Below are 3529 nucleotides of genomic sequence, written 5' to 3'. Positions count from 1 at the left end.
GTCGGGTCGACCCAACTGGTCATCGCGGCGCTGGTCGGCGTCGCGTCGATCATCCTGCTGATCACCGTGGCCAAGCTGAACCCGTTCCTGTCGCTGATGGCGGGGTCGGCCATCGTGGCCGCGATCGCGGGCGTGGGCGTGAATGAGCTCTTCAAGAGCTTCGTCACGGGCTTCGGCTCGACTCTGGGCGGGGTGGGCATCCTGATCGGTCTCGGCGCACTGGTCGGCAAGCTGTTGGTGGACAGCGAGGGTGCGAACGCTGTGGTCGACAAGATCCTGGGCTCCGCCCCGCTCGCGCTGGTGCCCTGGGCCGTCACGCTGATCGCCTTCATCGTCGGCATCCCGATGTTCTTCGAGATCGGGCTGGTGCTGCTGATGCCGATCATCGTGTTGACGGCACGAAGGGGAAAGCTTCCGATCATGCTGATCGGCATCCCGGTCCTGGCCGCGCTCGGGCAGATGCACGCCTTGATGCCGCCGCACCCCGGACCGCTGGCGGTGATCGACGCCCTGCACGCCGACCTGGGTTTGACCATGCTGATCGGCTTCGCCCTCGCGATTCCGGTGATCATCGTGGCCGGACCGCTCTTCGCGCCGATCGCGGCCCGATGGGTGCCGGCGATGGCGCCCGAGCAGGGTGCAGTGGCGACGACGCAGAACACTACCTATCGGCGTCCGTCGTTCGGCGTGACCCTGGCCACCATCCTGCTGCCGGTCGTACTGATGCTGGCCCGGACGGTCAGCGAACTGACGCTGCCCGCGGGGTCTCCCGTGCGGACCGCGTTGGAGTTCGTGGGCACGCCGGTCGTCGCCCTCTTCATCACCGCGCTGATCTCGCTGATCACCCTGGGTGTGCGGACCGGGCGGAGCATGTCCGAGGTCGGCGTGAGCGTGTCGGCGTCGTTCGGTCCGGTGGCCGGCATCCTGCTCATCGTCGGCGCCGGCGGCGGCTTCAAGCAGACCCTGGTCGATCTGGGCGTGGGTAAGGTCGTCGCCGAAGCGACCTCTGCACTGTCGCTCAGCCCGCTGCTGGTGGCCTTCGTTCTGGCCGCGCTGGTGCGGATCGCCACCGGCTCAGCGACGGTGGCCGCGCTCACGGCCGCAGGGCTCGCACTGCCACTCGCCGAGGGATTGTCGCCGGTCCAGGTGGCGATGCTCGTCCTGGCCGTCGGTCTCGGATCCGGAGTGCTGTCGCATGTCAACGATGCGGGGTTCTGGTTGATCAAGGAGTTCTTCGGTCTGACCGTCGTCGAGACGTTCAAGACCTGGACCGTGCTGACGATCATCGCGCCGCTGGTGGGCATGGTGCTGCTGTTCGGCGTGTGGTCGTTCGTCTCTTGACGAGGCGCTGACCACGATTGGGATGGGCCGCCGAGCCCGCGTACGGTTGGCTAGCTGCTCACCGGGCCGGTGCCGTACTGGCGCGGATTCTGCCTGGCGATCTCGCCGACCACATCGGTCAGAATCTCGCGCATCACCGACTGGGCGCACACCGGGTCGCGACGCATGATCGACTCGGCAACGGCTTGATGGAGCTCGAAGGAATGCACGACCGGGTGGGGAAGCACGCCGTGTTTGGCGCGTCCGCGCAGTGCGGCCGACACCGAGTCGGCGTGGGCGGAGAAGAGTTCGTTGTCGGCGGCGTGAAGGATCAACGTGTGGAACTCGACGTCGATCGAGACGAACCGGTCCATGTCGTCGCGCACGCCGGCCTCATAGAGCTCGTTGGCCAGATCGACGAGTTTCTCCGCCTGGGTGGCGCTTCGTCGCTGCGCAGCCAGCGCCGCGGCAACGGGTTCCAGGGCGAGCCGTAGCTCGGTCAGCGCTGTCAGCTGGCCGCGCATGGAGCCGGAGTCGATGCGCCAGCCGATCACCTTGGGATGGAAGACCGACCAGCGGGCCAAAGGCAACACCTCGCTGCCGACCCGGCGCCGGCTGTCGACCATGCCGAGTGACTGCAACTCGCGGACAGCCTCGCGGATCACCGTTCGCGACACCCCGTACTGGGTGGCCAACTCATCAAGCGTCATGGTTGAACCTGTGGCCAAGTCGCCGCGCGCGATACGGGCGCCGAGATCGTCCACGACGGACGCGTGGAGGGACGTCTTCGGCGCCGAATCGGCGTCACCCATTGGTCCCTCCTCATGGCCGGCTCTGACAAGGGCCATCATTCCACGTCGCCCGAGGCGGACCGTTGCCGACGCAGGTTGATCGATTCCGGCTCTTCGGAACCCGGATCTACGGCGGCTGACGCTTAGGGATGCGCTGACTCATTGTTGGTGGAGCTTGTCGAGACCTTGTGTGCAACGGGTTTCGGCTAGCTCAACCGGCGAACCGCCGCATTGATCAGCGTTTCCCTCAACGGTCGATGCCGAGATCCCGCGCTTCGCGGGCTACGTCGGCGCGGAAGTCGGCCAGTTGACGGTCCGTCTCGGCGGTGCTCAGCCCCAGCTCGGCGACCAGTAGCTCGCCGGCCTGGGGGGCGGCTGCCGCGGCGTGCAGGAAGCGGACGGGGATGCGCCGGGTGAGGATGTCGGAGACGGTGCGGGCCATCTCGTGCCTGATCGCGAACACCACTTCGGCCCAAAGGTAGGGCAGTTCGGGGGCGATCGGTTCGGCTCCTGAGCGTTGGCTGAGCCACACCGAAGCCAATAAATATCGGTCGCGGAATCACTGGAACAGGCAGATTCCGGCGAGTATGCTCGCCACGGCGCCGAGAGGTGCCCGCCGGCACCGGACAGGTGTGTATTCCGCGCGAGGGAGGTGATGGTCGTGAGTTGCGATTCCGCCAGTACCCACTTATCGAACCATCTGATCCCTGGCCGCGCCGCTGGCTGATTCTCGCTCTGCGCGGCCTCCTTTCGCGACCTGAAGGAGACCGCGATGGCGATGCTGCGCTCCTCCACCTTCACCGGCCAAGAGGCTGCGCTGCGCACCCGCAGCCAGTTCGCTGCGGATGCCCTGGTGCTGGCCGCGGTGGCCGTCCTGTTCTGGCTGCTGATCCGGCTGTCCCACGGGTTCACGGCCCCGTTCAACCCGGCGTCAGCGCCGTCCAGCGTCTCGACGGATCCGGCGAACCTGCCCTACTATGCGGCCCGCTCGCTGCTGCGGATGTTCGTCGCGCTGATCGTCTCAACCATTTTCACCTTCATCTACGCCACCGCCGCGGCCCGGCTGCGTCGCACCGAGAAGATCCTGGTGCCGCTCCTCGACATCTTGCAGTCGGTTCCGGTGCTCGGTTTCCTTTCGGTCACGTTGTCGGTGTGGCTGATGCTGTTCCCGCACTCCGAACTCGGCGTGGAATGCGCCTCGGTGTTCGCGATCTTCACCAGCCAGGTGTGGAATATGACGTTCGCGTTCTATCAATCGCTGGTCACCCAGCCGCGTGATCTGGACGAGGCGGCGCGGCTATTGCGGCTGACGAAATGGCAGCGGTTCTGGCGCGTGGATGTGCCTTACGGAATGCTGCCGCTCGTCTGGAACGGAATGATGAGCTTCGGCGGCGGCTGGTTCTTCCTGATCGCGTCCG

General features: G+C 66.4%; 4 protein-coding genes. 2 read left to right on the top strand and 2 right to left on the bottom strand.

Annotation, left to right across the window (positions count from 1 at the left end; translation table 11 throughout):
* Positions 1-1341, top strand: a 1341-nt coding sequence (locus AAFP05_RS00295; RefSeq protein WP_341727850.1) for a gluconate:H+ symporter, incomplete at its 5' end; no start/stop codon positions are given.
* Positions 1342-1391: 50 nt separating this feature from the next.
* Here the strand turns inward: AAFP05_RS00295 and AAFP05_RS00290 are convergent.
* Both AAFP05_RS00290 and AAFP05_RS00285 read right to left on the bottom strand, forming a co-directional pair.
* Positions 1392-2132, bottom strand: a complete 741-nt coding sequence (locus tag AAFP05_RS00290) for an FCD domain-containing protein (protein WP_341727849.1) — start codon at positions 2130-2132, stop codon at positions 1392-1394.
* A 226-nt stretch (positions 2133-2358) separates the two neighbouring features.
* Positions 2359-2643, bottom strand: a complete 285-nt coding sequence (locus tag AAFP05_RS00285; protein ID WP_341727848.1) for a glycerol-3-phosphate dehydrogenase C-terminal domain-containing protein — start codon at positions 2641-2643, stop codon at positions 2359-2361.
* 240 nt (positions 2644-2883) lie between these two features.
* Between AAFP05_RS00285 and AAFP05_RS00280 the strand changes: the two genes are divergently transcribed.
* On the top strand, positions 2884-3529 hold a 646-nt coding region (locus tag AAFP05_RS00280; protein WP_341727847.1), incomplete at its 3' end, for an ABC transporter permease subunit.

The organism is Brooklawnia sp., from assembly GCF_032229645.1.
GTDB lineage: Bacteria > Actinomycetota > Actinomycetes > Propionibacteriales > Propionibacteriaceae > Brooklawnia.
The sequence above is the reverse complement of the archived record's forward strand: the minus strand, read 5'-3'. Positions and strand labels throughout refer to the sequence as shown.

Excerpts from the sequence above, each read along its gene's own strand:
- AAFP05_RS00290 (WP_341727849.1), bottom strand. The coding sequence starts at position 2,132 with ATGGGTGACGCCGATTCGGCGCCGAAGACGTCCCTCCACGCGTCCGTC.